26 protein-coding genes and 1 pseudogene are annotated in these 24958 nt (G+C 73.3%); 9 read left to right on the plus strand and 18 right to left on the minus strand.

The window, feature by feature from the left end:
• Positions 1-3 precede the first annotated feature (3 nt).
• From menC to MUY14_RS17240, 5 genes are all read right to left on the minus strand, one after another.
• A complete protein-coding gene (menC, locus tag MUY14_RS17220) occupies positions 4-1107 on the minus strand; it encodes an o-succinylbenzoate synthase (protein ID WP_247024015.1) in 1104 nt (367 codons plus the stop codon).
• Positions 1104-1988, minus strand: a complete 885-nt coding sequence (locus tag MUY14_RS17225) for a GNAT family N-acetyltransferase (protein WP_247024016.1) — start codon at positions 1986-1988, stop codon at positions 1104-1106. The genes menC and MUY14_RS17225 overlap by 4 nt, the downstream gene beginning before the upstream one ends.
• Positions 1989-2020: 32 nt before the next feature.
• Complete coding sequence (locus MUY14_RS17230) at positions 2021-3148, minus strand: M20 family metallopeptidase (protein WP_247024017.1); 1128 nt, start codon at positions 3146-3148, stop codon at positions 2021-2023.
• The gene (locus tag MUY14_RS17235) at positions 3145-4617 is read right to left on the minus strand and encodes an amidohydrolase family protein (protein ID WP_247024018.1); all 1473 of its coding nucleotides are present in this window, start codon (positions 4615-4617) and stop codon (positions 3145-3147) included. The genes MUY14_RS17230 and MUY14_RS17235 overlap by 4 nt, the downstream gene beginning before the upstream one ends.
• A gap of 124 nt (positions 4618-4741) precedes the next feature.
• Entirely contained in the window at positions 4742-6001 is a 1260-nt protein-coding gene (locus MUY14_RS17240) for a YncE family protein (protein WP_247024019.1), read from the minus strand.
• A gap of 180 nt (positions 6002-6181) precedes the next feature.
• Here MUY14_RS17240 and MUY14_RS17245 point away from each other — a divergent pair, with 180 nt between their 5' ends.
• Positions 6182-7297 (plus strand): helix-turn-helix domain-containing protein, encoded by a 1116-nt coding sequence (locus tag MUY14_RS17245; RefSeq protein ID WP_247024020.1) that lies wholly within the window; start codon positions 6182-6184, stop codon positions 7295-7297.
• 10 nt (positions 7298-7307) lie between these two features.
• The gene (locus MUY14_RS17250; protein WP_247024021.1) at positions 7308-7757 is read left to right on the plus strand and encodes an HIT family protein; all 450 of its coding nucleotides are present in this window, start codon (positions 7308-7310) and stop codon (positions 7755-7757) included.
• Here MUY14_RS17250 and MUY14_RS17255 read toward each other — a convergent pair.
• Positions 7754-7963, minus strand: a complete 210-nt coding sequence (locus MUY14_RS17255; protein ID WP_247024022.1) for a DUF2945 domain-containing protein — start codon at positions 7961-7963, stop codon at positions 7754-7756. The two genes, MUY14_RS17250 and MUY14_RS17255, sit on opposite strands and share 4 nt — an antisense overlap.
• On the opposite strand from MUY14_RS17255, the pseudogene MUY14_RS47130 reads away from it, so the two are divergent.
• Positions 7878-8075, plus strand: a pseudogene (locus MUY14_RS47130) (hypothetical protein); the annotation flags it as partial. The gene MUY14_RS17255 and the pseudogene MUY14_RS47130 overlap by 86 nt on opposite strands.
• Positions 8076-8131: 56 nt before the next feature.
• Here the strand turns inward: MUY14_RS47130 and MUY14_RS17265 are convergent.
• The 3 genes from MUY14_RS17265 to MUY14_RS17275 are packed head-to-tail and all read right to left on the minus strand — an operon-like array spanning position 8132 to position 13554.
• Positions 8132-9358 carry an FAD-dependent monooxygenase gene (locus MUY14_RS17265; protein WP_247024023.1) on the minus strand — a complete coding sequence of 409 codons (1227 nt, stop codon included), beginning with the start codon at positions 9356-9358 and terminating at the stop codon, positions 8132-8134.
• 31 nt (positions 9359-9389) lie between these two features.
• On the minus strand, positions 9390-12380 hold the full coding sequence (locus MUY14_RS17270) for a BTAD domain-containing putative transcriptional regulator (RefSeq protein WP_247024024.1): 2991 nt from the start codon (positions 12378-12380) through the stop codon (positions 9390-9392).
• Positions 12381-12432: 52 nt separating this feature from the next.
• The gene (locus MUY14_RS17275) at positions 12433-13554 is read right to left on the minus strand and encodes an epoxide hydrolase family protein (RefSeq protein ID WP_247024025.1); all 1122 of its coding nucleotides are present in this window, start codon (positions 13552-13554) and stop codon (positions 12433-12435) included.
• A 62-nt stretch (positions 13555-13616) separates the two neighbouring features.
• Here MUY14_RS17275 and MUY14_RS17280 point away from each other — a divergent pair, with 62 nt between their 5' ends.
• Entirely contained in the window at positions 13617-14585 is a 969-nt protein-coding gene (locus MUY14_RS17280; RefSeq protein WP_247024026.1) for a YafY family protein, read from the plus strand.
• On the opposite strand, the gene MUY14_RS17285 is transcribed toward MUY14_RS17280, so the two are convergent.
• The 3 genes from MUY14_RS17285 to MUY14_RS17295 all read right to left on the minus strand — a co-directional run bounded on the left by MUY14_RS17285 (position 14554) and on the right by MUY14_RS17295 (position 16639).
• On the minus strand, positions 14554-15033 hold the full coding sequence (locus MUY14_RS17285) for an SRPBCC family protein (RefSeq protein ID WP_247024027.1): 480 nt from the start codon (positions 15031-15033) through the stop codon (positions 14554-14556). The genes MUY14_RS17280 and MUY14_RS17285 overlap by 32 nt on opposite strands.
• Position 15034: 1 nt before the next feature.
• A complete protein-coding gene (locus tag MUY14_RS17290) occupies positions 15035-15370 on the minus strand; it encodes a helix-turn-helix transcriptional regulator (RefSeq protein ID WP_247024028.1) in 336 nt (111 codons plus the stop codon).
• Positions 15371-15451: 81 nt separating this feature from the next.
• On the minus strand, positions 15452-16639 hold the full coding sequence (locus tag MUY14_RS17295; RefSeq protein WP_247024029.1) for a M20 family metallopeptidase: 1188 nt from the start codon (positions 16637-16639) through the stop codon (positions 15452-15454).
• A gap of 78 nt (positions 16640-16717) precedes the next feature.
• Here MUY14_RS17295 and MUY14_RS17300 point away from each other — a divergent pair, with 78 nt between their 5' ends.
• A complete protein-coding gene (locus MUY14_RS17300; protein WP_396126814.1) occupies positions 16718-17065 on the plus strand; it encodes a hypothetical protein in 348 nt (115 codons plus the stop codon).
• 257 nt (positions 17066-17322) lie between these two features.
• Here MUY14_RS17300 and MUY14_RS17305 read toward each other — a convergent pair whose 3' ends face one another.
• Positions 17323-17802 carry a hemerythrin domain-containing protein gene (locus tag MUY14_RS17305; RefSeq protein ID WP_247024030.1) on the minus strand — a complete coding sequence of 160 codons (480 nt, stop codon included), beginning with the start codon at positions 17800-17802 and terminating at the stop codon, positions 17323-17325.
• Positions 17803-17810: 8 nt separating this feature from the next.
• A complete protein-coding gene (locus tag MUY14_RS17310; protein WP_247024031.1) occupies positions 17811-18176 on the minus strand; it encodes a hypothetical protein in 366 nt (121 codons plus the stop codon).
• Positions 18177-18274: 98 nt separating this feature from the next.
• Here MUY14_RS17310 and MUY14_RS17315 point away from each other — a divergent pair, with 98 nt between their 5' ends.
• The gene (locus MUY14_RS17315) at positions 18275-19375 is read left to right on the plus strand and encodes a glutamate--cysteine ligase (protein WP_247024032.1); all 1101 of its coding nucleotides are present in this window, start codon (positions 18275-18277) and stop codon (positions 19373-19375) included.
• Between the two features lie 358 nt (positions 19376-19733).
• On the opposite strand, the gene MUY14_RS17320 is transcribed toward MUY14_RS17315, so the two are convergent.
• Positions 19734-20102, minus strand: a complete 369-nt coding sequence (locus tag MUY14_RS17320) for an STAS domain-containing protein (protein WP_247024033.1) — start codon at positions 20100-20102, stop codon at positions 19734-19736.
• A 110-nt stretch (positions 20103-20212) separates the two neighbouring features.
• On the opposite strand from MUY14_RS17320, the gene MUY14_RS17325 reads away from it, so the two are divergent.
• Both MUY14_RS17325 and MUY14_RS17330 read left to right on the plus strand, forming a co-directional pair.
• Positions 20213-21349 carry a glutamate--cysteine ligase gene (locus tag MUY14_RS17325; RefSeq protein WP_247024034.1) on the plus strand — a complete coding sequence of 379 codons (1137 nt, stop codon included), beginning with the start codon at positions 20213-20215 and terminating at the stop codon, positions 21347-21349.
• A 9-nt stretch (positions 21350-21358) separates the two neighbouring features.
• Positions 21359-22363: an iron-containing redox enzyme family protein gene (locus MUY14_RS17330; protein WP_247024035.1), complete on the plus strand. Its 1005-nt coding sequence runs from the start codon at positions 21359-21361 to the stop codon at positions 22361-22363.
• A 6-nt stretch (positions 22364-22369) separates the two neighbouring features.
• Here the strand turns inward: MUY14_RS17330 and MUY14_RS17335 are convergent, their stop codons facing one another.
• The gene (locus tag MUY14_RS17335) at positions 22370-22573 is read right to left on the minus strand and encodes a CDGSH iron-sulfur domain-containing protein (protein WP_247024036.1); all 204 of its coding nucleotides are present in this window, start codon (positions 22571-22573) and stop codon (positions 22370-22372) included.
• Positions 22560-23264, minus strand: a complete 705-nt coding sequence (locus MUY14_RS17340; protein ID WP_247024037.1) for a methyltransferase — start codon at positions 23262-23264, stop codon at positions 22560-22562. The genes MUY14_RS17335 and MUY14_RS17340 overlap by 14 nt, the downstream gene beginning before the upstream one ends.
• Positions 23265-23428: 164 nt before the next feature.
• Between MUY14_RS17340 and MUY14_RS17345 the strand changes: the two genes are divergently transcribed.
• Complete coding sequence (locus MUY14_RS17345) at positions 23429-23593, plus strand: hypothetical protein (protein ID WP_247024038.1); 165 nt, start codon at positions 23429-23431, stop codon at positions 23591-23593.
• A gap of 56 nt (positions 23594-23649) precedes the next feature.
• Here MUY14_RS17345 and MUY14_RS17350 read toward each other — a convergent pair whose 3' ends face one another.
• Positions 23650-24918: an acetyl-CoA carboxylase biotin carboxylase subunit family protein gene (locus tag MUY14_RS17350; protein WP_247024039.1), complete on the minus strand. Its 1269-nt coding sequence runs from the start codon at positions 24916-24918 to the stop codon at positions 23650-23652.
• Positions 24919-24958 lie beyond the last annotated feature (40 nt).

Genomic DNA, 24958 nt, shown 5'->3' on the forward strand with positions numbered 1-24958 from the left:
CGGTCAGGCCGCGAGCCACGCCTTCGCGGTCGTCACCTCGGCCAGCCGCTCCGGGATCGGCGTCACGCCGAGGCCGGGACCGGACGGCACGGGCAGCCGGCCCGCTTCGAGGACGAACGGCTCGGTGATGTCGGTGCGGTAGAAGCGGTCCGACGCCGAGGTGTCGCCCGGCAGGGTGAACCCGGGCAGCGACGCGAGCGCGACGTTGGCGGCCCGGCCGAGCCCGGTCTCGATCATGCCGCCGCACCAGACGGGGATGCCGTGCGCGGCACAGACGTCGTGCACCCGCCGCGCTTCGAGGTAGCCCCCGACCCGGCTCGGCTTGATGTTGACGATCCGGCAGGCACCGAGCTTGATCGCGTCGGCGGCCGAGCGCGCCGAGACGACGGACTCGTCCAGGCAGATCGGTGTCCGGATGTGCTTGGCCAGTTCGGCGTGGCCGAGCACGTCTTCCTCTTCCAGGGGCTGTTCGATCAGCAGCAGCTCGAACGGGTCCAGCCGCTGCAGCTGCGGCACGTCCGAGAGCGTGTACGCGGTGTTCGCGTCGACCTGCAGCAGGATGTCCCCGAAGCGTTCGCGGACCGCGCGGACCGGCTCGACGTCCCAGCCGGGTTCGATCTTCAGCTTGATCCGGACGTACCCGTCGTCGAGGTACCCGGCGACGACGTCGAGCAGCTTCGGGATCGTGTCCATGATGCCGACGGACACCCCGCACGGCACCGAGTCCTTCGTGGACCCGAGCGCGGTGCCGAAGGAGACGCCGTGGGCGCGCAGTTCGGCGTCGAGGACCGCCATCTCCAGTGCGCCCTTGGCCATCCGGTGGCCCTTGAACTTCGCCAGCAGCGGCGCGACCTTGTTCGCGGTCAGGTCGCCGGCGGCCAGCAGCGCGGGCACGAGGAAGGTGCGCAGCACGTGCTCGACGCCGTCGACGTACTCCGAGGAGTAGAGCGGGTCGACCATCGCGCCGCACTCGCCCCAGCCCTCGCCTTCGGACGTCACCGCCCGCAGGAGCAGGAGTTCGCGCTCGGCCTGCGTGCCGAACGACGTCCGGAACGGTGCCACCAGCGGCATCCGGACGCGCAGCAGTTCCACCCCGGTCAGTTTCACGACGCGTGCTCCTTCGCGACCACGTACCAGCCGGCACGATCGAATCCGGTGACCGACGCCCCGCCGGTCATCAAGCCGCCCAGGACGTCCCGCAGCGCGACCCGCCACGCGCGGCCCAGGCCCGGGTCGGTGCGCCGGAGCGCCTCGATGTCCGCCGGGACGGCGACCAGCACGACGGGGGCGTCCGCGGGGCCGGTGACCGGTCCGCCGCCGGCGTCCGCCGCCAGTGCGACCGCGGCCCCCTGCTTGCGCAGCGCGGTGGCGTCCGCGCCGGCCGGGACACCGCCCGCGGCCGCCCGCACCGGCGGGCTCGCCAGGTCCCAGACGGCCATCAGCCGGTCGGTGTCGCCGGCGCCGTTGATGCCGTCGCGCATCGGGCCGTAGAAGTCGGGCAGGTAGTGCGCCGGGCGGGCGGCGAGCTTGGTCAGGTTGAAGTGGGCGTTGCGGCGCACCAGCGGGTCGAACGTCCAGGAGATCTCGTCGACGCCCTGGCGCAGCGCCCACGCGCGCTGGTGCAGCTTGAGCGCGAAGCCGATGCCGCGGCCGTGCCCGCTCGTGGCGACGCCGGCGATGTGGCTGTGCAGTCCTCCCTTCGCCGGGCCGCCGAAGAACCCGAAGCAGGCGCCGAGCAGCTCGGGCCCGTCGAAGGCGCCCCCGACGTAGTTGCCCGCCGAGACCATGGCGCGCAGCAGTTCGGCGGTCACCGGCTGGTTTCCCGGTTCGGGGCGCCAGATCGACTCGAAGAGCCGGGTCACGGCGGCCAGGTCGGCGACCTCGGCCAGGGTCCGGACGGCGACCCCCGAGGCCGTGGCGGCGGTGGCCGCGGCGGCGGCCGCCTCGTCCCGCAGCGGCGGGGCTGTGTTCGTCACGACTTCAGTCACGCTGACGATCCTCTCCGGACCCGGCCCGCCGGTCACCGTTGTGCCGCACCGGATTCGCCCCGCGCGTTCGTCGGCGCGGACGAACTTCCCCGCGCCAGCACGGTTTCGGCGAGCCTGCGGACCAGTTCGGTGCGGCGGGGCAGTTCCGCGACGAGGACGTGCTCGTCGTCGGCGTGGGCTCCCCCGCCGACGGCGCCGAGGCCGTCGAGCGTCGGAATGCCCAGCCCCGCGGTGAAATTGCCGTCGGACGCCCCGCCGACGGCCGCTTCGGTGAGCGGCCCGAGACCGAGGCCGGCGGCGAGTTCGGTGGCCAGCGCGAAGAGCTGCTCCGACGCGGGTCCGTCGAGCGGGGCCCGGTTGATGCCGCCGCCGATGCGGATCCGCGTGCCGTCGACGACCGGCGTCAGGCTCCGCACGGCCCGGTCGACGCGGGCCTGCTCCCCGGTGTCCCACACGCGGGCGTCGACCGCGACGCTCGCCGCGGCGGGCACGGTGTTCGTGGTCGTCCCGGCGGTGAGCGCGGTCGGGACGACGGTGGTGCCCCGCGCCGGGTCGGCGAGCGCGGCCACCGCGAGGATCTGGTGGGCCACCTCGATCCCGGCGTTGACGCCCTTTTCCGGTTCGAGCCCGGCGTGCGCGGCACGGCCTTCGACCTCGATCCAGTACCGGGAAACGCCTTTGCGGCGGGTCTTCAGCGCCCCGCCGTCGGCCGACGCTTCGAGCACGAACACCGCGTCGCAGCTCTTGGCCTCGTCCTCGATCAGCGGCCGGGACCGCGGCGAGCCGATCTCTTCGTCGCCGGTGATGAGGATCGAGAGGCCGTCCCGGTCGGGCAGCGCGGCGGCGGCGTGCAGGGCCATCACGACGCCGGCCTTCATGTCGAAGCAGCCGGGCCCGCGCAGGACGCCGGCACGGACCTCGAACGGGTGGGTGCGCAGGGAACCCAGTGGCCACACGGTGTCGTGGTGGCCGAGCAGCAGGACCCTCGGCTCGCCGAAGCGCCACCGCAAGTGCGTGCAGCCGTCGGTGACGATCCGTTCCGGCTCGGTCCCGAGCAGCCGCCGCCCGATCGCGGCGACGACCTCGGCGCTGCGCGCGACGGCTTCGTGGTCCTCCGACGGGGATTCGCAGCGGACGAGCGCCTCGATGTCGTCGATCACTTCGGCTCACCCCGCAGCGGCTTGCCGGGCAGCGCTGCCACGTCGAGTTCTCCTTCGCTGACCACGGGAACGCCGGCGACGTAGAGGTGCTGCACGCCCTGCGAGGGCCGGGTCGGGTCGGTGTAGGTCGCGGTGTCGGTGATCCGGGCCGGGTCGAGGACGACGAGGTCGGCGTCCGCGCCCGGTGCGAGGTGGCCCTTGCCGCGGGCGGCGGGCGCGACGTCGTCGAGGAGCCGCGAAGGCAGGTAGGCGCAGCGGCGGAACGCTTCGAGCCAGCTCCAGGTGCCGGTTTCGCGGACCATCAGCCGCAGGGTCTTGGCGAAGGTCCCGGCGGTTCGCGGGTGCGTCGTCCCGCCCGGCGGCAGCGGCCAGCCGGTGCTTTCGGTACGGCCGTCCGGCCAGTACACCGGCATCGCGTCGCTGGCGACGATCGCGTCGGGGAAGGCGAGGGCCTGGTGCAGCAGGCCGCGGTCGCGGGGATCGGTCTCGTCGAGGAACTCCAGCAGGCAGGGCGCACCCGGGTCGGTTTCCCGGATCTGCCGGAGACGGGCTTCGTCGCGGACGCGCTCCCCCGTTTCCAGGATCACCACGCTCGACGGGCGGAGTCCCTTCATCCGCAGGCGGTCCGGCTCGATGAACGCGGCCCCGACGGCGGTGCTGCCGGCGCCGTAGGGGTAGGCCTCGACGGTGACGCGGGACCCCTCGCGGCGGGCGTTGTCCAGGGTGGCGAGGACGCGGTCGACGTGGTGGCCGGAGGTGCTGTTGACGTGGCAGTGGTGCATCGCGGCCCCGGTTTCCCCGGCGGCGACGGCGATTTCCACCGAGCCGTCGACCGGGATCGCGGGGTCGACCTCGACCAGCTCGCGGACGTGCGTGTAGGTCGGCACGCCGGCCTTCGCGGCGAGGTGCGCGACGGCGAGGAACTCCCCGGGCTCGGTGGCGGGCGCGTACCCCATCAGGACACCGATGCCCAGCGCGCCCTTCGCCAGTTCACCATCCAAAAGGGACAGCCAGGTCCGGAGTTCCACCGCGGAGGAACTCCGCTGCCACCGCGGGTTCCCGAGCACGGCCAGGCCGCTGCCGATGCTCGCGTCGGGCGCGATCCCGGCGAGCACCTGCGCGCGGGCCGCGCCCCAGGAGGCGGAGAACCCGTAGTGCAGCGGCCGCCCGGCCGCGGCGGCCTCGGCGTACGCCCGCTCGACGGGCATCAGGCCGGCTTCGAGGTCGAGCGCGGTGGTGACGCCGTCCATGGCCTGCAGCCGCTGCCCGGCGACCGAGTGCACGTGGCTGTGCAGGTCGACGAACCCGGGCCCGACGACGAGCCCGGTCACGTCGACCTCGGTGGCGTCCGGCGCGCTCAGGTTCGCGCCCACGGCTTCGATCGCGCCGTCGCCGACGAGCACGTCGGCGACGCCGTCGAACCCGCTACCCGGGTCGACGACCCGGCCGCCCCGCAAGAGTGTCCGCACCCGCTGCCTCCTCGTCGTCGCCGATCTCGGTGACGTTAGGAGGATTCCGGGCCCGGGCGTTGGTGCGGGACGACGAAGCCGGGCGGCGTGGTCCGTCCGGGCGGACGAACCACGCCGCGCGCGGTCAGGCGTTCGGGCCGGTCCAGCCTTCGGGCACGTGGCCGATGCGCACCCGCTGCGGGTGGTCGCCGACCGGGACCGAGACGCGCTTCTGGCCCGTCGCGAAGTCGATCGCGGTGACCTGGTCGGCGCCGGCCTCCGAGATCACGCAGGCGGTGCCGTCGCCGCTGACCGTGGCCCAGTACGGCTTGACCGCCGGGACCAGCGTGCCCTGCTGCAGCGTCGCGCGGTCGACGACGGTGGCGTAGTCGTCCATGGTGCCCGCGATGCAGAGCTTGTCGCCCGCCGGGCTCATCGACATGCCGTGGTGGCGGGAGTCGTTGACGAAGGTCTTGCGGTCGTCGCTGGTCGCCGGGTTCTTCGGCAGTTCCTTGAGCCGCGTGATCTTGTCGGTCGCGACGTCGTACTCCAGGAAGCCGTTGAAGAACGAGACCTGGAAGTACAGCTTCGACCCGTCCGGGGTGAACGCCACCGGCCGCACGGCGTCGGACAGGTCCCGCCGCCCGAAGGCGTCGAGGCGCTGGCGCATGTCGATCACCTTGACCTGGGCGAAGGTGGCGGCGTCGACGACGGTGATGCGCCGGTCCCCCTTGGTGAAGTCCCAGGCCGGGTCGTCGAGGTCGGTGTTGACCTCGCCGATCGACATGTTCCAGAGGGAGCGGCCGCCGTCGGTGAAGACGTTCTCGTGCGGCTTGTCGCCGGTGGCGAAGGAGCCGACCTGCTGCCCGGTGACGATGTCCAGCACGTGCACGGTGTTGGACGTCGAGGCGGACACGGCGACGCGGCGCCCGTCCGGCGACACCGCCATGTGGTCGGAGCGGAAGCCCGAGACCGGGAAGCGCCAGTTGACCCGGCCGGTGGTGAGGCTGATCGACACGACGTCGGCGAAGCTGGGCCGCGACGCCACCACCGAACCGCCGTCCGGGGTGGTGTACATGTCGTCGACGAACTGGTCGTGGCCTTCGCCGGGCCCGTTGCGGATGCCGAGGAAGAACGCCAGCTTGATCGGGTTGAGGTAGATCTCCCGCAGCCGGTCGTCCTTGTCCGGGATGATGTTCACGCGCCCGATGCGGGCGAAGGAGCCCCGCGACTGGATGACGTCGGCCGTCCCTTCCCAGTTGTTGCCGACGAACATCACCTCCCGCAGGGCCGCGGGGGCGCCGGTCGCGGGTACCGCGGCGCCGGTCGCCAGCAGGGCGGCGGCGGAGAGCGCGTACGCCACGCGCGAGAGGTACGACCGCCGTCGGATCGGGGAAGTGCGCACGGGGAACACCTTTCGACGCTGAAGAGGTGCGGCGGGGACTTCGATGGCTTTGGCGCGGTTGAGGGGTTACTGTCCGGTATCGCCACGATAACCGGCCCCCGGAGCCACTCCGGTAGGGCCGCTCGGCCAACATCGCGGGCGCGGTGTTGTGGCCGTGCCACAACGGGCCCGGGAGGTGCCGTGCCGGCGTTGCCGCTGCTCCGGCAGGTGCTCGACGCGATGGCCGCGGACGAGACCGTGCTGGACGAGCTGGTGCGGGCCGCGCGCACCGAGTCGCCCGGGGTCGCGCGGCTGCCGGAAGCCGAGAACCGCCGCCACGTCCGGTTCCTGCTTTCGGCGGCGCTGCGGGCCACGACCAACCCCGCCACCGCCGACTACACGACGGCGGAGAAGCTGGGCGCCGACCGCGCCGAGCAGGGTGTCCCGCTCACCGACCTGCTGCGCGGGGTCCAGGCGGGCCGGACGCTCGCGGCGCGCGTCGCCGTCGAACGCTGCCGCGCGGCGGGCCTGCCCGACGACGTCATCCTCGAGACGGTCCTGGCCGCCGAGCGCTACACCGGCGCGCTGGAACGCCACATCGTCAAGGGCTACCACGCGGCCGAGCTCCAGCTGTCGCGCACCGTCCGCGACGCGCGCACCCAGCTGCTGCGCACCCTGCTGCTCGCCGGGCACCCGCCGACGCCGGAGGAGCTCCGGCAGGCGGGACTGCTTCCCGAAGGCCGGTACCACTGCGTGGTTTCCGACGTCAGCGATCCGGCGCGGGCCCGCACGCTGGAGCAGGCGCTGCTGGAGTTCGGCGGCGTCTACGGCTTGGTGGAAGGCAGGCTCACCGGGCTGGCGGCCCGGGCGCCCGTCGTCGAGCCGGCCGCCGGCGTCGTGCTGGTCGTCGCGCCCGCGGTGGCGCTGCCCGCCCTGCGCCCGGTCCACGACCTCTGCACGGCGGCGGCGCGGCTGGCGGGCCCCGGCCACCACGACCTGACGACGTTGGCGGGCGGCCTCGCACTGGCCGCGCAGCCACTGCTCGCCGACCTGCTCACGACGTCGGTGCTCGGGGCTTTGGACCCGGCGAACCCGTTCCACCGCGAACTGGCGGCGACGGCACTGGCGTACCTCGACCACGGCCAGCGCCTGCGCACGACGGCGGAGGCGCTGCACCTGCACCCGAACACGGTCCGCTACCGCTTGGACCGGCTGGCGGAGCTGACACCGCTGGCGCTGGCGGAGAACAGCGGCGGCGGAGTCCTGGACGCGGTGCGGTCGTGGTGGGCGCTGCACCACTGGCTGGGCGAGGCCTAGGCTCACCCCCATGGGTGAACTCAAGCGGATGCCGGCGACCACCGACAGCGGCAAGTGCATCTTCTGCGCCATCGCCACCCGCGCCGCCCCGGCGGCGTTCGTGCACGAGGACGACGACTTCGTCGCCATCGTCGACCTGCGGCCGGTCACCACCGGGCACCTGCTCGTCCTGCCCCGCGCGCACCACGCGGACCTGGCCTCGCTGCCCGCCGAGACGGGCGGCCGCCTGTTCACCGTCGCGCACACGCTGGCCGCGGCGCTGCGCCGGACCGATCTGCCGTGCGAGGGCATCAACCTGTTCCTGGCCGACGGCAAGGCCGCGGGCCAGGAGATCCCCCACGTCCACCTGCACGTGATCCCCCGCCACGCCGGCGACGGGTTCGTCATGGACGCCGACTGGCGGGTGCGGACCCGCGAGGAGCTGACCGAGGTCGCGGCCAAGGTCAAGGCCGCGCTTTAGGCCTTGTGCAGCTTGTCCGGGTGGTGCACGGCGGTCTTCCCGGTCTTTTCGCTCTTCACCAGGTACTGCGGCTCGTCCGGCGACGCCTTCACGTCCCGCTTGCCGGCGTGCGTGTCCTCGGTGATCTTCTCCTCGACCGTCCCGACCGAACTCTGGTTGCCCGCGTCCCACCGCACGCGGTCGCCCTTCTTGAAGTCCTCGCTCATCGGACACCTCCTGCCCGGGCGAGTACCCGCGATCTTGCCGGGTACCCGTCCGGAAGGGCGGAAGATCATCGCGATCCTCGAAACCAGGGAAGGCGACCTCGACGGGGATGACCTCACCGAGACGCGCAAGGTCGTCGGCTGCGTGCACCGGCACCTGGCGGCATTCGCTCATGAACTGGGGGCACGATCCGCTGAAGCGCTGAACTCCTTCAGCACCAAGGCGTTCGCCGCCTCGCGGATCGGGCGGGCCATCTGCTCCAGCACCCGGTTGCGGCCCGGCAGATACGGCATCAGCTTGATCATCCGGGTGTTGATCCACGCGAACGCCCGCGACTGCGGGATGATCCCCCGCAGCGCCGCCTTCGCCAGTGCCTGGTTCTTCTCGATGAACGGCCGCATTTCCGCGTCGTAGCGGGACAACGCCGAGGCGAAGTCGTCCGAGGCGGCCAGCTCGCCCGCCAAGACGTACGCGCCGGCCAGCGCCAAGCTCGTGCCCTGGCCCGAAGCCGGGGACGCGCAGTAGCCCGCGTCGCCGAGCAGTGTCACCCGGCCGGTGGACAGGCGGTCCATGACGATCTGGCACACCGGGTCGAAGTAGAAGTCGCCCGCCTCGCGCATCGCTTCGAGCAGCGACGAAACCTCCCAGCCCAGACCCTCGAACTGGCCGGCCACCAGGTCCTTCTGGGCCTCGACGTCGCGCCGGTCGTAGGTCAGCGGCGGGGCGCTGAACCAGAACGCCGCCTTGGCGTCGTCGGCGCGGGCCGTGCTGTAGACGTTGACCATCTTGCCCGGGGCCGCCGAGTGCAGCAGCTCCCAGCGGTCCAGCTCGAACGTGTTGGGCACCGTCGAGATCGAGATGTAGGCGTCGAACCGGCGCAGGAAGTCCTCCTCCGGGCCGAACGCGAGCGCGCGGACGCCGGAGTGCAGGCCGTCGGCGCCGACCACCAGGTCGAACTTCCGCGGGGCGCCGTGGGCGAAGGTCACCTCGACGCCGTCGGGGCGCTGGTCGAGCCCGGTGATCCAGTCGCCGAAGACGTACTCGGTGTGCTCGCGGGTCGCGTCGTAGAGGATCTTCGCCAGGTCGCCGCGGAGGATCTCCGTGTCGTCGCCGTGGCGGAAGCCGAACGTGCCGGCGTCGAGGGTGGCGATCTGCTTGCCGCGCTTGTCCACGAACGCCGCGCCCCGCATGTCGGTGCTCGCCGAGTGCACCTCGTCCAGCAGCCCCATCCGGCGGACGACGTCGACGGCGACGCCGCGGATGTCGACCTTGTAGCCACCTTCGCGCAGGCTCGGGGCCCGCTCGACGACCGTGGCGCGGAAGCCGTGGCGGTGCAGCCAGAAGGCGAGGGCGGGGCCGGCGACGCTGGCGCCGGAGATCAGGATGTTCTTCGTCATGCCACGCAGCTTGGGCGCGGCCGCTCACCGTTCACGAACCGAGCGCGAACCGCCGCTGACCGAGCTCGTGGATGGCCTGGTCAGGGGGCATTTCCCGGCCGCGGCCGAACGCATTGGCGTAGGCATCGGCGCCGATCCGCGCCCGGACGCGGGCCACGACGCCCTCGACGTCGGCGTCCCCGGCGACCGGCGCGCCGCGCAGCCCGACCGCCACGCCGAGCAGGAACGCCGCCCGCTCGTCCTGTTCGCGCTCGGCGAGCACCCCGGCCAGCCCCTCGATCGCCTGGGCCGCGCCGGGCAGGTTCGCGTGCTCGAGCGCGGTCGCGAGCGCCTCCTGGTGCAGTTCGGTCGCCAGGTCGAGGTCGCCGTCGGCCGCCGCCGTCCAGCCGAAGCCGGTGTGGAGCCGGATGCGTGTCTCGCCGCCGGTCACCGGGCCGGTCGTCAGGCCGAGCGCCGTGGTGTACCAGCGGCGGGCCGCGGCCAGGTCACCCGCGCGGCGCGCGACTTCGCCCAGCCCGCCGCGCGCCCGGGCGAGGGTCAGGGGTGTGCCGCGCGCCTGTTCGGCGGCGGCTTCGTAGTCGGCCTTGGCGGCTTCGGCGTCGCCCGCGCGCAGCACGCCGTCCGCGCGGCGGCAGAGCAGGTCGGCCGCGTCTTCGAAGGCACCGAGCTCGCCGGCCAGCCGGACGGACTCGTCCATCAGCTCGCGAAAGCGGGTGCGGTCGCCGCGCCAGTCCGCGAACTCGGCGAGCTTCTCCAGCGCGCTCGCCGCGCCCCAGCGGTCGCCGAGGGCCCGGAACCCGGTCAGCGACGCGGAAAAGTGCGCTTCGGCGTCGGCGATCCGGCCGCCGTACTGCGCGCCGAGGCCGTCGCCGATCCGCGCGAACGCCCGCGACCAGGGGTCCGGGCCGATCAGCGCGGCGAGCCGTTCGCCCTCCTTCGCCTTGGGGCGCGCGGAAAAGGCCCACAGCAGGAAGAGGTACGGGTGCCGCAGCGGCCCGTCCAGCTGTTGCACGATCGGCTCGATCCCGGTGTCGGTGCCGGTGGCGTGGATGAGGCAGAGGACGTACTCCTCGGCGAGCCCCGGCGGCGGTTCGGGGCCGACGGCGGCGAGCACGGCGTCCGCGAACGGCGCCGCCTCGCTGCGCAGGCCGCGCAGCCACCAGTACCAGGACAGCGCCGCGATCAGCCGCAGGGCGAGTTCCGGGGCCGCGGCCGCGCTCCAGCGCAGGGCCGCGTGCAGCTCGGCGTGCTCGGCGGTCAGCCGCTCCAACGCGGCCAGCTGGTCCGCGCCGCGCAGCTGCGGTTCGGCCGCGCGGGCGAGGTCGAGGAAGTACGCGGCGTGCGCGGCCCGCACGTCTTCCCCCTGCTCGGCGCAGAAGGCGCGGATGGTCTCCAGCATCCGGTAGCGGCCGCCGCCGAACTCGACGAAGGACTTCTCGACGAGGCCGGCGAGCACGTCGTCGGCGTCCGGGACGGCGCAGACCCGTTCCACGGCGTCCCGCCGCGCACCACCGGCGAACACCGAGAACCGGCCGGCGAGCCGCTGTTCGCCCGGGTCGAGCAGGTCCCAGCTCCACTCGACGACACCGCGCAGGGTCCGGTGCCGCGGCTCGGCGGTCCGTTCGCCGCGCGAGAGCAGGCCGAACCGGTCACCGAGCCGGGCGGCGACGTCGGCGGCGGTCAACGTCCGAAGCCGGGCGGCGGCGAGTTCGATCGCCAGCGGCAGGCCGTCGAGGGCGGCGCAGATCCGCGTCACGGCCTCGCTGTCGGGGGCTTCGCCGGGAGCGACGGCCGCGGCCCGCTCGGTGAACAGCCGCGCGGCGGCGACGGCGGGCAGGGCGCCGACCGGGACCAGCGTCTCGCCGGTCAGACCCAGCGCTTCGCGGCTGGTGGCCAGCACGCGCACGCCGGGAGCGGCCCCGAGCAGCCGCCGGACCAGCCGCGCGGCATCGGCGACGACGTGTTCGCAGTTGTCGAGGACGAGCAGCAGCGACCGGTCGGCGAGCCCGGCGGTCAGGCGGTCGGCGGGATCCGCGGGCGCACCCGGCGCCAGGACACCCTGTTCACGCAGCCCCAGCGCGACGAGGACGGCCGGCGCCACCTCGGTCGTCGTGGCCAGTTCGACGAAGCAGACGTCGCCGGCTTCGCGGGTCGCGGCTTCGACGGCGAGCCGCGTCTTGCCCGCCCCGCCGGGCCCGGTGAGCGTGACGAGCCGCGCCGAACCGAGCGCCGCGCGGAGCCGGTCGAGCTCGCCGCGGCCGACGAACCCGGTGAGCGGCACCGGAACCCGGCGCGCGGGCGTCCCGCGCAGGACGGCGGTGTGCGCGTCGGCGAGCTCGGGTGACGGGTCGGCGCCCAGTTCGTCGGCGAGGCGCTCGCGGACTTCGGCGAACGCGGAGAGCGCTTCAGCGGAGCGGCCGCTGCCGTGCAGGGCGCGCACGAGCTGGGCGGCGAGCCGTTCTCGCAGTGGGTGTTCGCGGGCGAGTTCCCGGAGTTCGGCGACGAGCCCGTCGTGTTGCCCGAGCGCGAGCGCCGCGTCGACGCGGTCCTCGGTCGCGGCCAGCCGCAGCTCGGCGAGCCGGGCCGCGCGCGGCGCGTCGGCGAGCCCGTCGAGCGCGGGACCCCGCCAGAGCGCCAGCGCCTCGGTGAAGAGCGCGAGTTTCGCTTCCGTCCCTGCGGTTTCCCGCGCCTGCGCGGTGAGCCGCTCGAAGCGGTGCAGGTCGACGTCCTGCGGATCGACGGCGAGCCGGTACCCGGCGGGGGTGAACTCGACGAGCCCGTCCGGCGCGCCGCCGTCCTTGAGGCGCTTGCGCAGCCGCGAGACCTGGGACTGCAGCGCCTCGGCGGCCCCCTCGGGCGGGTGGTCGCCGTGCAGGCCGTCGATCAGCCGTTCGGCACCGACGATCCGCCCGGCCTCGAGCGCGAGCAGGGCGAGCAGGCCGCGCAACTGCGGCCCGCCGAGCGCGACGGGTGTCTCATCGGGACGGCGGGCTTCGACCGGCCCGAGGATGGCGAACTGCACACCGCCGATTCTGGCCCACGCCCGACCCGCGCGGCGAGGGGCGCGCGGACGTTCACCGCAGGCCGCGGAAGAACGCGCGGATGTCGGCCACCAGCAGCTCCGGCTCCTCCAGCGCGGCGAAGTGGCCACCCGTGGCGAACTCCGACCAGTGCGCGATCTTCTCCTCCGGGTCCATGATCCGCCGGACCACCGGCGAGGCGTCGAACACCGCCCAGCCCGCCGGGACGGCCGACGGCGTCAGCCAGCCGTGCCCGGAATGCGCGGCCTCGTAGAGGAACCGGGCCGCGGTCGCGCCGCTGCGGGTGAACCAGTAGAGGCTCACGTTCGTCAGGAGCCGGTCGCGGTCGACGCCGTCGCCGGTCCACGCCTGGAACTTCTCCGCGATCCAGGCCAGCTGCCCGACCGGGGAATCGGTGAGCGCGGCGGCGATCGTCTCCGGTTTGTGCGACTGCAGGTCCAGGTAACCGCGGCCGGCTTTCCACGCCTCGCGGGCGGTGTCCAATTCGGACTGTTCGGCCGCGGACAGGTTTTCCGGCACCGGAAGCTGCTCCCCCGCCAGCGCGATCGTCCCGCGGTCGCTGTTGACGTGGGTGCCGATGACGCGCTCCGGGTACAGCGAGGCGAGCCGCCCGGTGACGCCCGCGCCGATGTCGCCGCCCTGCGCGGCGAAGCGGTCGTAGCCGAGCCGCGTCATCAGTTCCGCGAACGCGTCCGTCGTGCGGGCCAGCTCCCAGCCGGGTCCGCTCAGCGGCGTCGAAAACCCGAACCCGGGCAACGACGGGACGACGACGTGGAAGGCGTCCGGGCCCGCCTCGGCCAGCGGGCCGACGACGTCGAGGAACTCGGCGACCGAGCTGGGGTAGCCGTGGGTGAGCAGCAGCGGGACGGCGTCGGCGCGCGGCGACCGGACGTGCAGGAAGTGGATGGTCTGCCCGTCGATCTCGGTCGTGAACTGCGGGAACGCGTTCAGCGCCGCCTCCTGCGCGCGCCAGTCGAAGCCGTCCCGCCAGTACTCGGCCAGCTCCCGGACGACCGCGGTGGGGATGCCGCGGGACCAGTCCGGCTCGTCGCCGGGCACCGGGTCGGCGAACCGCGCGTCGGTGAGGCGCCGGTGCAGGCCGGCCAGCTCGGCCTGCGGGATCTCGATGCGGAAGGGGCGGATTTCGTTCGTCATGCCCAGGACGCTACGAACCATTGCGGAAGACTTCCTTCCGCGATTCGTGGGAGGCTCGGGACATGTTGCAGACCTCCGCCCGCCTGCTCCGGCTGCTTTCGCTGCTCGAAACGCGGCGCGACTGGACCGGCGCGGATCTCGCCGAGCGGCTCGGCGTCACCGCGCGCACCGTCCGCACCGACGTCGGCAAGCTGCGCGAACTCGGCTACCCGGTCGAGGCCGCTCCCGGCGTCCAGGGCGGGTACCGGCTCGGCGCCGGCGCGCAACTGCCGCCGCTGCTGCTGGACGACGACGAAGCGGTCGCCGTCGCGGTCGGCCTCCGCACCGCGACCGGTGTGGCCGGCATCGCCGAGACGTCAGTGCGCGCCCTCGCCAAGCTGGAGCAGGTCCTGCCCTCCCGGCTGCGGCACCGCGTCCAGGCCTTGCAGGCGGCGACGGTCTCGGTGCCCGGCGTGGGCCCGGCCGTCGACGCCGACGTGCTGACCGCGATCTCGGCGGCCATCCGGGCGAGCGAGCGGCTGCGCTTCGACTACACGAGCCACCTGCGCGAGCCGAGCCGCCGCGACGTCGAGCCGCACCGGCTGGTCAGCTGGGGACGGCGCTGGTACCTGGTCGCCTGGGACACCACCCGCGACGACTGGCGCACGTTCCGCGTCGACCGCATGACGCCGAAGGTGCCGAACGGGCCGCGCTTCACCCCGCGCGAGCCGCCCGAGGGCGACGTGGCGCGGTTCGTCCGGCACAGCGTGGGCGCGGCGACGTGGCGCTTCCACGCCCGGGTCCGGCTGCACGCGCCGGCCGGCCACGTGCGCGCCCGGCTGCCGATCGCGGTCGACGTGACGCCGGAGGGCCCGGACCGCTGCGTCGCCGAGGTCGGCTCCGACAACGCGCAGATGCTCGGGCTGTACCTGGGCCTGCTCGAAGTGGACTTCGAGGTGCTGGACACCCCGGAGCTCGCCGCGGAACTGGCGAAGACGGGCGAGCGGTTCCTGCGTGCCGCTAACGCAGGGAGTCCGCCAGCTCCTGGATGAGCACGAACTGCTCCCGGACGCCGACCTCCATGCCCGACTGGTGGATCAAGTCCCGCAGTTCCTTGCTGCCGGTCACGGTCAGCAGGCTCAGCAGCGTGCGGTCGCCCTCGAGCGCGGTGAAGGTGACGGTGTTGAGCGGCCCGTCCACCGCGTCGAGGGGCACGCCCGGCTGCTCGAACACCTCGGTGTAGACGAGCCGCTCGTCGGGCACGATCTCGCGGTATTCGCCGTGGAAGCCGACTTCAGTGCCCTCGTCGGTCTTCAGGACGTACCGCCAGCGGCCGCCGGGGCGCAGGTCCAGCTCGACTTCGGCGGTGGTCCCCCGCTGCCCGCTCCACCACCGCCGCACCAGCTCGGGCGTGGTCCACACGCGGTAGACGAGGTGCTTGGGCGCGTCGAACTCGCGCGTGATGAGGATCTGGTCGTCGGCCGGGAGGGTGATCTCCACGTCAGTGCTCCTGTTCCTTGAGTTCTTCGAGGACGTCGTCGATCAGGTCGAACCGCTCGGACCAGGTTCGCTCGTACTGCCGGACCCAGTCGTGGATCGGCTTGAGCGCGGGCCCGTTGAGCCGGTAGAGCCGCTGGCGGCCGTCGCCGCGCACGTCCACCGCGCCCACCTCCCGCAGCACCCGGAGGTGCTTCGACACCTGCGGCTGGGCCAGGCCCAGCAGGTCCACGAGGTCGCCGACCGACCGCTCACCGCCCCGCAGGACGTCGAGGATCTGCCGCCGCCGGGGTTCGGCGACCGCGTTGAAGGTGTCGGTCGTCGTCGCTGCTCGGGCCACGCGAGTCATCATATGCCGATATGGGTATGCGTCAAGCCCGCCGGAACGGGGCTCCACAGAGGACGGAGCCGGCCGGCGCGCTCAGCGTCCGTTGCGCGCCAGGTCCCGGAAGCAGTCCCACGCCCGGCTGACCAAGGCCGGGTGGGTACGCAGGTCGATCGCCGTGCGGGCCAGCGCCGCCGCCGAGGCGAGCATCGCCGCCCGGCCGCGGGGACTCGCCGCCGCGGCCGCGAACTCCGCGGTGTGGTCCGAGTTCTCCTCCGCCGTGATCGCGACGAACGGGTGGATCGCCGGGACGCGCACGCTCACGTTGCCGACGTCCGACGAGCCCAGGTACACGCCAGGGGCCGGCGGGGTCGCGTGGATCCCGCACGCCGCCAGGTGCTCGGTGAACCGCTCCGACAGCACCGGGTTGTCGCGGAAGTGCGCGTAGCCGCGGCCGGCGCGTTCGACGTCCACCTTCGCGCCCGTCGCCAGCGCCGCGCCCTGCGCACCCGCCGTCACGTCGTCGACCAGGCGGTCCAGCGCGTCGGTCGTCAGCGCGCGGAGGCCGAAGCGCCCCTCGGCCCGGTCCGGGACGATGTTCGTCGCCTCGCCGCCGTGCGTGATGATGCCCTGGATGTGCGAGCCCGCGGGCAGGCGCTGGCGCAACGCGGACATCGCGCCGAACGCCTGGATCAGCGCGGCCAGGGCATCGACGCCCGCCTCCGGGTCGCCGGTCGGGTGCGCGGCGCGGCCGTGGAAGGTCACCTTCAGCTCCACCTGCGCGGTCAGCGGGGCCCACGACCACGAGTGGACGCCGGGGTGGACCATCAGCGCCGCGTCGACGTCGTCGAAGACACCGGCTTCGGCCAGCGCGACCTTGCCACCGCCGCGTTCTTCGGCGGGGCAGCCCACCACGAGCAGCGAACCCGGGCTGTCCGCGAGGACGTCCTTCGCCGCCAGCGCGGCGCCGAGCCCGGCCGCGGCGATGAGGTTGTGCCCGCAGGCGTGCCCCAGGCCGGGCAGCGCGTCGTACTCGAGCAGCAGCGCGACGCACGGCCGCCCGCTGCCGGCCCGCGCGGTGAACGCCGTCGGCAGCCCCGCGGTCCCCGTCTCCACCGCGAAGCCGTCGTCGGCCAGCTCCCGCGTCAGGCGTTCGGCGGCGGCGTGCTCCTCATAGGACAGTTCGGGGTGCTCGTGCAGCGCGGTGGCGACCGCCCACAGCCGTTCCCCCAGCCCCTCGACCCGCTCGTCCGCCCGCTCGTGCAGCTCCTCGTGCCACTCCATGCCCACCGGAATACCCTTACCACGCCCGGTCGACACCAGAGGGTGTTTCGCCCGGCGGATCGCGGCTACCCGTCCGCGATGGACCACAGCCAAGCTCCGGTGCTCGACGCGCTGCGCGCCTACCACCACGCGGGGTACGTCCCGTTCAACGCCCCCGGCCACGAGCAGGGACGGGGCATCGACCCGCGGGTGCTGGACGTCGTCGGCGCCGACGTGTTCAAGTCCGACGGCATCGCCCTCAACGGCCTCGACGACCGGCTGATGCGCCAGGGTGTCCTGGCCGACGCGGTCGGCACCGAGCACACGTTCTTCTCAACGTGCGGACGACGAGGAGGCGGCCAGCACGCTCATCGAGGCGATCGGGGCTCCGCTCGAGTCTGCGCCCTCGTTCGGGAAGCCACCGAAGGTGGACATCCCGTCGCCTGAGGAGCTGGACCTGAAGACGGCGATGCTGCCGCGCGACGCGTCTTCGGCCCGCGTCGCGGCGGAGACGATCACGCCGTACCCGCCCGGGGGTCCGCCGGGCGAGGTGCTCACCAAGCCGTCCTGGAGTTCGTCCGGGCCGTGGCCCGGCGCTAGCGTCGGAGGCTCGTCGATCGCGGTCCGGCAGTGCGCCCCAATGTGGCGTTCGGTGCGTTGGACGCAACCAACGCCACATCGGGGCGCACTCCGGCCGACCGGCGTTAGGCCTTCGCGCTCTTCAGCTCCAACGGGTTCTTGGGCGCGGCGGACCGGGCGTCGATCATCCGCTGCCCCAGTTCCTGCAACCGCTTGCGCCCCATGGCCGAGCGGACCTGCGGGAACCACTCGTCCTCTTCCTCTTCGACGTGGTGGCGGACGTTTTCGGTCAGCACCGTGACCTTCGCGTCGAACGTCTCGTCCTTCGGGTCCATGCCGCGCAGCTCCGACAGCATCCACACCACGACGTGGTGCTCCTCCACGCTTTCCAGGACGTGATCCTTCGTCTCCGGCACGGCTTCGCGCGCGGCCGGGTAGAAGATCTCCTCCTCGATGTACGCGTGGACCGTCAGCTCCTCGATGATCGAGTCGGCGATGCGGCGCTTCTCGCGGTACGCGTCCTCCCCCGCTTTTTCGAACTCCTTGAACAGCTTCTCCACGGTCTTGTGGTCGTTCTTGAGCAGCACGATCGCGTCGGTCGACATCGGTGTCCTCACGGTGTGGCCAGGTCGCGCAGGGCGACCTGGGAGTTTTCCAGTTCCTTCGTCATGAGCAGCGCGACGGTCCCGGCGTGCGCCAGTGCCCGCCCGACCTCGCCCACCGAGTCCCACGCCGCTTCGGTGTCGCCGCCGCCGTGGCGGACCACCTGGCCGGAGAGCAGACCGTCCTCCAGCCGTCCTTGCAGGGCGGGCAGGAGGTGGGTGAGGTCGTCGGCCAGCAGCCGCAGGGCGCCGAGGACGCGGTACAGCTCGACCGGGGGGACGAGGTGGCCGTCGCCGATGCGGTGGGACAGCCGGCGCACGGTCGCGCCGGCGTCGGCGGCCAGCAGCGACGGCGGCACAGCGGCGCTGGAGTTCATGACCACCCGGATACCCTCCGTGCCGCCCGGAAAACGCCGTTTGCGCGATCGGCGCCACGGGTACTCGCCGGAACTCCCGACCCCCCAGGAGAACACCGGTGAACGAACCGACCGGCGAGGTGCTGACGTTCGGCGTCGAAGAGGAGTTCTTCGTCGTCGATCGCCGCGGTCAGCTGTCCCAGGCCGGCGACGACGTCGTCGACGCCGCCGAAGCGACCGCCGACGACCAAGGCGACCTGCAGCACGAATTGACGCGGTCGCAGGCCGAGGCCGCGACCGGCGTCTGCCGCACTCACGCCGAAGCTTTGCGCCAGCTGCGCGGCCTGCGCGCCGAACTCTCCGGCACCGCACGACGGCGCGGCGTCCGGCTGCTGCCCGCCGGAGCGCCCCCACTGTCCGAAGCGGACTTGCCGACCATCACGCCGAACGCGCGCTACGAGCGGATGGCCGAGCACTTCGGTGCCACCGCACGGACTTCGCTCACGTGCGGCTGCCACGTGCACGTCGCCATCCCGGACAAGGAGACCGGCGTCCAGGTGCTGAACGGCGTGCGCCCGTGGCTGCCGGCGCTGCTCACCATCACCGCGAACTCGGCGATCGCCGACGGCTACGACACCGGCTACAGCAGCTGGCGCTACCAGCAGTGGAGCCGCTGGCCCTCGGCCGGGCCGCCACCGCGGTTCGCCTCGCTCGACGAGTACGAAAGCATCGTGGACGCGTGGCTGCGCGCGGGTTCGATCCTCGACCGCGCGATGATCTACTGGGACGTCCGGCTGTCGGAAAAGCAGCCGACGCTCGAATTCCGCATCGCCGACGTCGCCGCGACGCCCGAAGAAGCGGTGCTGCTGGCGGTGCTGGCCCGCGGCCTGGTCGCGACCGCGCTGGACGGCGGCGTTCCCCCGGCGCCGTTGCCGAACGAGGTGCTGCGCGCCCAGCTCTGGCGGGCGTCGCGGGAGGGCGTCACCGGCTGCTGCCCGCACCCGGACAACGGAGATCTGGCTCCGGCGAAGAGCGTGCTCGACGACTTGGTGGCGCGAACGGCACCTGCCTTGGAAGCCGCGGGCGACCTCGACTTCGCACGGGACGGCATCGCGCGCCTGGTCGCGGAGGGCGGTGGCGCCGATCGGCAGCGGCGCCGCTTCGCGGACCGGGAACGCGGAGAAGACGTGGTGGACCTGCTGACCGAGGGCGGCCGCTAGACACTCGGCCGTACCCGGGTCGGCGATGCCGGACCGGGTCGGCGACCGCTCACTCAAATCGGCTTCACCAGGCTGGCGGCGGCCGACGTGCGGCCGTCCACTCGGGTCGGCTGCACCAGGTTGGCGGCGCCTGACGTGCGGCCGCTGATTCAGGTCGGCTGCACCGGGCGGCGACACCCGCTCCCGCAGCCGCTCACCCGGTTCGGCGAGGCCGGACCGGGTCGGGGGCCGCTAGCTCAAGATCGGCGGCACCGGGTCGGCCAGACCCGCGGCCGCTCACTCCGGTCGGCTGCACCAAGTCGGCGGCGCCCGGACCCGCAGCCACCCACTCAGGGCGAGCCGCCGGAACCGGCCGTGGCTAACCCTGCAGGCGGTCGAGCAGTTCGAGCGCGCGGATCGCCGCGTGGGAGCGGCCGGGGTCGAAGACGAGGTGCACGCCGGCTTCGGCGGCTTGCTCCGCCGCCCTCTCCAACGCGCGAAGCCCGGCGGCGCCGAGGAAGTGCACCTCACCCAGGTCGACGCGCAGCACCCCGGGGCACGCGCGGAGGTGCTCCTCGAGCGTGGCTTCCAGGCGGGGCACCGTGCAGAGGTCGATGTCGCCCGTCACCTCCACGACGATCGCGTCGGGGGTGCGGCCGGTGAGTCCGTCGGCGGGAGCGCGCGGCGATGGCAGCCGGTGCGCCGGCAGTTCGGTTCCCGCCGCGCGGTGGTGCTCGTCAATGGTCATTGTCCTGGATTACCCGTCGCCGGTTCGCGGCGAAACAAACCCCGGGTCCGGAGGCGTTTCCGCGCCCGGATCGGGTATCCGGGCCGGGCGCCGCCCGGAAGGAGCCCGCCATGGCCGACGGCCCGCCCACGATGGGCGTCGAAGAAGAGTTCCTGCTCGTCAACCCGCGCACCGGACACGCGTCGCCGTGCGCGGAACAGGTGCTGGCCCGCCACCGCCACCACGGCCCGCTGCCCGACGGGGCCCGGGTGCACCGCGAGCTGCGGCTCACCCAGATCGAGGCCGCCACCGGCGTCTGCACCACCGCGGACGAGCTGCGGTACCAGCTGACGGGCGCCCGGCGGGTGCTGGCCGGGGCCGCCGCGGCCGAAGACTGCGCGCTCCTGGCCACCGGGACCCCGATCGGGCCCGGCCCCGCCACGCCGCCGCCCGCGAGCGAGGGCCGCTACGCCGACATCGATGACGCCTACGGTGCGGTGGTCGCCGACTACGAAGCCTGCGGGTGCCACGTCCACGTCGGGGTGCCCGATCCCGACACCGCGGTCGCGGTCGTCAACCACGTCGGCCGGTGGCTGCCCACGCTGCTCGCGCTCTCCGCCAACTCGCCGTTCGACCACGGGCGCGACACGGGTTACCACAGCTGGCGGGTGGTCCTGCAGTCCCGCTTCCCCGGCTTCGGCGTCGCGCCGCACGCGCGTGACCACGCCGAGTACCGCCGGACCGTCGGCACGCTCGTCGAATGCGGGGCGCTCGTCGACCCGGACCAGACGTTCTGGCTGGCCCGCCCGTCCGGCCGGTTCCCGACCGTGGAGTTCCGGGTCGCCGACACCGCGCTGACCGTCGATCACGCCGTGCTGCAGGCCCTGCTGAGCCGCGCGCTGGTGCAGCGCGCGCTGGCCGACCTCGGCCGCGGGCGCGAAGCGGAACCGCTGTCGCCGCAGGTGGCCGCGGCCGCGGTGTGGGCCGCGGCGCGCCACGGTCTCACCGGGCAGCTCGTCGACGTCGCCGGGCGGACGCGCCGGCCCGCGTGGGCGCTGGTCGAGCAGCTGCTGGCGCACGTCCGGGAGCCCCTGGCCGACAGCGGCGACCTGGCCGAGGTCCAGGCGCTCGTCGCGGTGCTGCGCGCCGACGGCACCGGGTCGGTGCGGCAACGCGCGGTGGCCGGACGCGGCGGCCCGGAGGTCGCGGTCGGGTGGCTCACCGCGCTGACCGTCCCGCCCGCGCTTGGAACGCTGCGCACGGGGTAGCCGGAAGCCATGACGACCACCACCACCACCACGGCGGCCACCCTGCCCTCCGCCCGCGGCCCGCTCTCGGAATCGGTGCTGGGGACCCTGCTGCGCGAACAGCCGCGCGCGGACCTCGGCTTCGACGCGCTCGTGGCCGCCGACCCGCTCGGCGACGACGTCCAGCTGGCCCTGCACCTGTGCTACGAACTGCACTACCAGGGCCTGCCCGGGGTGTCGGCCGACTGGGAATGGGACCCCGAGCTGCTGCGCCTGCGCGGCGCGCTGGAGGCCCGCTTCCTCGCCGCCCTGCGCGAAAACGTGCCGGGCGGCGAGGACGTCGCCGCCGAACTCGACGCCCTGCTGGTCGAGCCGGTCGACGCGGAAGGCGTTTCGCACTTCCTCCGCGACCACGGTGACTGGACGCAGGTGAAGGAGTACTTCCTCCACCGTTCGGTCTACCACCACAAGGAAGCCGACCCGCACGCATGGGTGATCCCGCGCCTGCGCGGCCGGGCCAAGGCCGCCCTGGTGGCGGTGGAGTTCGACGAGTTCGGCGGCGGCCGCGCGGAACTGATGCACGCGCGGCTGTACACGGACCTGCTGCGCGCGGCCGGTCTCCCGGACGGCTACCTGGAGCTCATCGACCACGCCCCCGCCGCGATGCTGGCCGTGGTCAACATGATGTCGCTGTTCGGCTTGCACCGCTCGTTGCGCGGCGCGCTGTGCGGGCACTTCGCCGCGGCCGAGATCACCACCGGGCCGTCCGCGCACCGGATGGACCAGGCCCTGCGCCGCCTCGGCGCCCCGGAAGCATGCCGCTTCTTCTACACCGAGCACATCGAAGCCGACGCGGTCCACGAACAGGTGATGCGCCACGACGTCCTCGGCGACCTGCTCACCCAGGAACCCGAACTGGCCGCCGACGTCGTGTTCGGCATCCAGGCCACGGAGTTCCTCGAGGGCCGGTTCGGGGCGCACCTCCTGGAGTCCTGGCGGGCGGGGAAGTCTTCCCTGCGGGTCCCGCTGGCCTGACCGGCTTCAGTCCTTGCCGCGCACCCGTTTGCGGTGGCTGGTGTCGCAGAACGGGAACCGCTTGCTCCGGCGGCACGCGCACACCGCCACCACGAACCGGTCGGAGCGCACGGCTTCGCCGTCCGGGGTGGTCAGTTCGACCGGGCCCTCCACGAGCACCGGGCCGCCGGGGATCACCGTCACCCGGCGCGGGCGGTCAGCGGACGGCACGCAGCACCACCAGTTCCTCCGTCCGCTGGCCGGGTGCGATCAGGCCGGCCGCTTCGAGGAACTCCGTCCGTCCGGAAAGGACCGGTCCGAACGGGATCCACGCACGCCGGTCCACCGACGTCCGCAAACCCTGCGCCGCCAGCATTTCCCGCGACTTGTCCACATCGGACAGTGCGGATTGGACGAGGAGCAACGTGCCACCGGGACGCAGGAGCGAGCCCGCTACCGCGCACAGCGGGTCCAGGACCGCGCGCCCGTCCGGCCCGGCGTCCCAGCCGCGGGTGGCGCGGACCGTCGCGGCCGGGGCCGGGACGTACGGCGGGTTCGCGACCACGACGTCGAACGGGCCCCGGCTCAGCGCCGTCGCCAGGTCTCCCCGGCACGGGCGCACCGCGGCTTGGCGGACCAGCGCGTTGAGCCGGGCCGAAGCCAGCGCGCGGCGCGAAAGGTCCACGGCCAGCACGGTTCTCGCGCCGCGACGGGCCAGCGCGATCGCCTGCGCGCCGGTGCCGGTGCACAGGTCGAGGGCCCGTGCGCCGGGCGTGATGGCCAGGTCGGCGATCGCGGCGGCGAGCAGGGCGGTGTCCTCCTGCGGGCGGTAGACGCCGGGCAGGCGCAGCAATCGCGGCGCGGTGAGGACGGTCCGGGCGGCCAAGGGGCCCGGGCGGACGGGTTCCGCCGACGTGGTCATCTCGGTCTCCTTCACTCGCCGCGGGCCCGGCGCGCTCGCCGGCGGACAACCGCGTCGGCCCCCGGCTACCCGGCGAAGATCGCCGCAAACCGATCGGCCCCAGGCGGTTGGGGCGGTCCCGCGGGGGTATCCGATCCGCAAAGGACCACGAAGGAGGACCCACGATGACGTCCGAGAACCGTACTCAGCACCCCACCGAGCCCGCCGGCGGACCCCGCGGCGACGACCCGCACGGGGACACACCGGAAGCGCAGCGCGAAACCCTCCGAGGTGAGCAGGGAACTTCGGGCGGTGACGAGCACGACGACACCGACCCCCAGTCGGGCTGACCCGTGAACCGAAGGGGACTTCCCGCGCGCTGTGCGGGAAGTCCCCTTCTTCGCGCTTACTCGAACTCGAACGGCAGCGCGTCCACGCAGGCCTGGTACTTCTCGGCCATCTCGTGCTCGGTGTGCGCCGCGATGAACAGCTGCGCCAGTTCGAAGCTGTAGCTGTCCTGCTCCGGCAGGTCCGAAAGCCGCTGCCCCGCTTCGGGCACGATCGTGATCTGCGTGCCGTCGACGCGCTCCTCGACCGCCGCGACCTCCGCCGGCGTCGGCACGCGCGTCACGACGCCGTCGGAGAACCGGCGCAGGTACCACTTCCCGGCGATCTGGTACCTGCCCTTGGTGGCCCGGCGGCCCGGGTCCTGGCCGAGGCCGAGCCGCACCATGATCTCGTGGTTGGCGACCCCGTCGACGAACTCGAACAGCTCGGCGTGCGACTGGGAGTGCCGCGGGTTGATCTCGAGCAGGGCCACCTGGCCCGACTCGGGGTCGCAGAAGAATTCGATGCTGAAGGTGCCGTTGTCGAAGCCGAGCTGTCTCATCACGCGCTCGGCGACGTCCCACATCCGCCGCACCGGCTCCTCGCCCAGCTGGGACGGGTACTGGTGGCGCAGGAACGACGAGCTGTCCGGGTAGTTGACCGAGTCGAGGGCGCCGTAGACGATGACCTCGCCGCGGTACACGTAGCCTTCGACGGCCGCCCGGACGCCGTGCAGCGCCTCTTCGGCCAGGCACGCCGCGCCGCCGACGTCGGCGATCTCCGGCGGCAGCTGCACCTGGTCGAGCACGTAGCCGAACGGCTCCCCCACCCGCCCGACGCCGTCCCGGATCTCGGCGACCGCGTCGGCGAATTCGGCTTCGTTCTCCGCCTTGAAGACCAGCTCCGAGGAGAACGACTTGGCCGGCTTGAGCCACATCGGGAACCCGACGCCCGCCGGCGGCGACGGGCGTTCGCCGTCGAGGTCGACGATGCCGAAGCCGGGCAGCTCGTCGATCACCTTCCGCTGTTCCAGGCGGCTCCAGTACTTGTGCTCGCACTTGAGCACCGCCTCCAGCGACACGCTGGGCAGGTCGTACCGGGCGCACAGGATCGGCACGAGGGTCGCCGCCGGGAAGTCCCAGTAGCTGGCGATGGCGCCGACGTCGCCGTCGAAGGCGTCCAGTTCGTGTTGCGCGGTCTTCAGCAGCGCTTCGAAGTCGATGTCCCCGTGCTGCAGTTCCTCGGGGGTCAGCAGGCCGTGGAACTCGTAGCTCCCCGCCCACGGCAGGCGCTCCAGCACCCGCTGGTTCTCCTCGTCCAGGCCGATCACGAAGATGTTGATACCCATGCCTTTTGAGCTACCCGGCCCCGATTCCCCGAAACGGGGC

The organism is Amycolatopsis sp. FBCC-B4732 (assembly GCF_023008405.1).
Taxonomy (GTDB): domain Bacteria; phylum Actinomycetota; class Actinomycetes; order Mycobacteriales; family Pseudonocardiaceae; genus Amycolatopsis; species Amycolatopsis pretoriensis_A.

What these genes read in the sequence shown, in the direction of transcription:
- MUY14_RS17250 (WP_247024021.1), top strand. Translation starts at nt 7,308, where the DNA reads ATGGGTGAACTCAAGCGGATGCCGGCGACCACCGACAGCGGCAAGTGC.
- MUY14_RS17255 (WP_247024022.1), bottom strand. Translation starts at nt 7,963, where the DNA reads ATGAGCGAGGACTTCAAGAAGGGCGACCGCGTGCGGTGGGACGCGGGC.
- MUY14_RS17265 (WP_247024023.1), bottom strand. Translation starts at nt 9,358, where the DNA reads ATGACGAAGAACATCCTGATCTCCGGCGCCAGCGTCGCCGGCCCCGCC.
- MUY14_RS17275 (WP_247024025.1), bottom strand. Translation starts at nt 13,554, where the DNA reads ATGACGAACGAAATCCGCCCCTTCCGCATCGAGATCCCGCAGGCCGAG.
- MUY14_RS17280 (WP_247024026.1), top strand. Translation starts at nt 13,617, where the DNA reads ATGTTGCAGACCTCCGCCCGCCTGCTCCGGCTGCTTTCGCTGCTCGAA.
- MUY14_RS17295 (WP_247024029.1), bottom strand. Translation starts at nt 16,639, where the DNA reads ATGGAGTGGCACGAGGAGCTGCACGAGCGGGCGGACGAGCGGGTCGAG.
- MUY14_RS17300 (WP_396126814.1), top strand. Translation starts at nt 16,718, where the DNA reads ATGGACCACAGCCAAGCTCCGGTGCTCGACGCGCTGCGCGCCTACCAC.
- MUY14_RS17305 (WP_247024030.1), bottom strand. Translation starts at nt 17,802, where the DNA reads ATGTCGACCGACGCGATCGTGCTGCTCAAGAACGACCACAAGACCGTG.
- MUY14_RS17310 (WP_247024031.1), bottom strand. Translation starts at nt 18,176, where the DNA reads ATGAACTCCAGCGCCGCTGTGCCGCCGTCGCTGCTGGCCGCCGACGCC.
- MUY14_RS17320 (WP_247024033.1), bottom strand. Translation starts at nt 20,102, where the DNA reads ATGACCATTGACGAGCACCACCGCGCGGCGGGAACCGAACTGCCGGCG.
- MUY14_RS17325 (WP_247024034.1), top strand. Translation starts at nt 20,213, where the DNA reads ATGGCCGACGGCCCGCCCACGATGGGCGTCGAAGAAGAGTTCCTGCTC.
- MUY14_RS17330 (WP_247024035.1), top strand. Translation starts at nt 21,359, where the DNA reads ATGACGACCACCACCACCACCACGGCGGCCACCCTGCCCTCCGCCCGC.
- MUY14_RS17340 (WP_247024037.1), bottom strand. Translation starts at nt 23,264, where the DNA reads ATGACCACGTCGGCGGAACCCGTCCGCCCGGGCCCCTTGGCCGCCCGG.
- MUY14_RS17345 (WP_247024038.1), top strand. Translation starts at nt 23,429, where the DNA reads ATGACGTCCGAGAACCGTACTCAGCACCCCACCGAGCCCGCCGGCGGA.
- MUY14_RS17350 (WP_247024039.1), bottom strand. Translation starts at nt 24,918, where the DNA reads ATGGGTATCAACATCTTCGTGATCGGCCTGGACGAGGAGAACCAGCGG.